Raw genomic sequence first — 426 nt, 5'->3', positions numbered from 1 at the left:
GGTAGTGTTATTACTTTGTTGCTTATTATAAATAACTTGATATAATTACCTGAGCTTTAAGCTACTAACCGAACAAAATTTTACCGAGGAAATTCTTATGGTATTACTACCCGTAAAATGCCCTGTCTGCAATGGTATTGATGTTACTAAACATGGCAACACCAGCAACGGCAAACAGCGTTTTATTTGCAAAGATCGGACCTGTAAGGGCAAAACGTTTATCCAGGATTATTCCGAGAAAGGGCGGTTACCAGAAACGAAACAACAAATCATTGAGATGACACTGAATGGCAGTGGCATTCGTGATACCGCACGGGTACTGGGTATCAGTCCTGCGACAGTCATTAATGAATTAAAAAAAAGAACTCGAATTGCACGCCGTGAATCGCAATTTTTTAGTGACCCACGCGTCTGAGGAGATTGTGG

At 40.6% G+C, this 426-nt stretch carries 1 protein-coding gene; it reads left to right on the top strand.

Annotated elements, in window-relative coordinates; translation table 11 throughout:
- The first annotated feature begins 97 nt into the window (after positions 1-97).
- On the top strand, positions 98-415 hold the full coding sequence (locus tag E1958_RS19860) for an IS1 family transposase (RefSeq protein WP_133513398.1): 318 nt from the start codon (positions 98-100) through the stop codon (positions 413-415).
- Positions 416-426: the final 11 nt, after the last annotated feature.

Source organism: Candidatus Thiosymbion oneisti, assembly GCF_004359955.1.
GTDB classification, from domain to species: Bacteria; Pseudomonadota; Gammaproteobacteria; order Chromatiales; family Chromatiaceae; genus Thiosymbion; species Thiosymbion oneisti.
This window is presented reverse-complemented; position numbering and strand designations above follow the sequence as displayed.